Consider the following 656-nt stretch of genomic DNA (forward strand, 5'->3'; position numbering starts at 1 on the left):
ATAGAACGGCAATTTTATGGGGTTGTCCGTCCGACAAAAGATCCACAACGATGGGCGAATAAATATTTTAGTCAAGTAATGCATATCCTTAATAGCCAATCCAAAGGCGGGATAATGGCAGAGCGGGGCGCATTTGAAGATGTGAGAGAAGCTGTAAAGAGTTGGAGCAGAGTAGATAGTATTACGGTTTTAAAAAATGGCGCTTTGGCAGGTGGTAAGATACAGCCCAAACCCGTAGCGCAATTCCCAACCGGTTTTTTCCAACTGTTTAATGAAGCCAAGGAAGCGATTAATCAAGTTACGGGCTTATCGCCTGAGTTTATCGGGACGAGAGAAGTCTCACAAGCAGGGATTTTAGAAGCACAACGGCGTCAATCTAGTCTTAACCTGCTTGCTTGTCTATTTGATGGCTTGCGTTTGTATCGCAAAAGGCAGGGTAAGATTATTTTGCATCTGATACAGAATTACTTGTCTGATGGTCGTTTGGTGAGGATATCGGGTGAGGAGAATGCGCAATATATTCCCTTAACACGTGAAGCGGTGATGAGTGTTGATTACGATATTGTGGTGGATGATGCTCCAACCAGCCCGAATGAGAAAGAGCGCACCTTTGGTATCATCACACAGCTGCTCCCATTGCTTCAAAATGCGATTAC

General features: G+C 44.4%; 1 pseudogene. It reads left to right on the plus strand.

Annotation, left to right across the window (positions count from 1 at the left end):
• A pseudogene (locus ACFIM6_RS10110) lies at positions 1–656 on the plus strand (phage portal protein); the annotation flags it as partial.

This window comes from Bartonella sp. AA9NXGY, assembly GCF_042196845.1.
In the GTDB taxonomy this organism is placed as follows: domain Bacteria; phylum Pseudomonadota; class Alphaproteobacteria; order Rhizobiales; family Rhizobiaceae; genus Bartonella.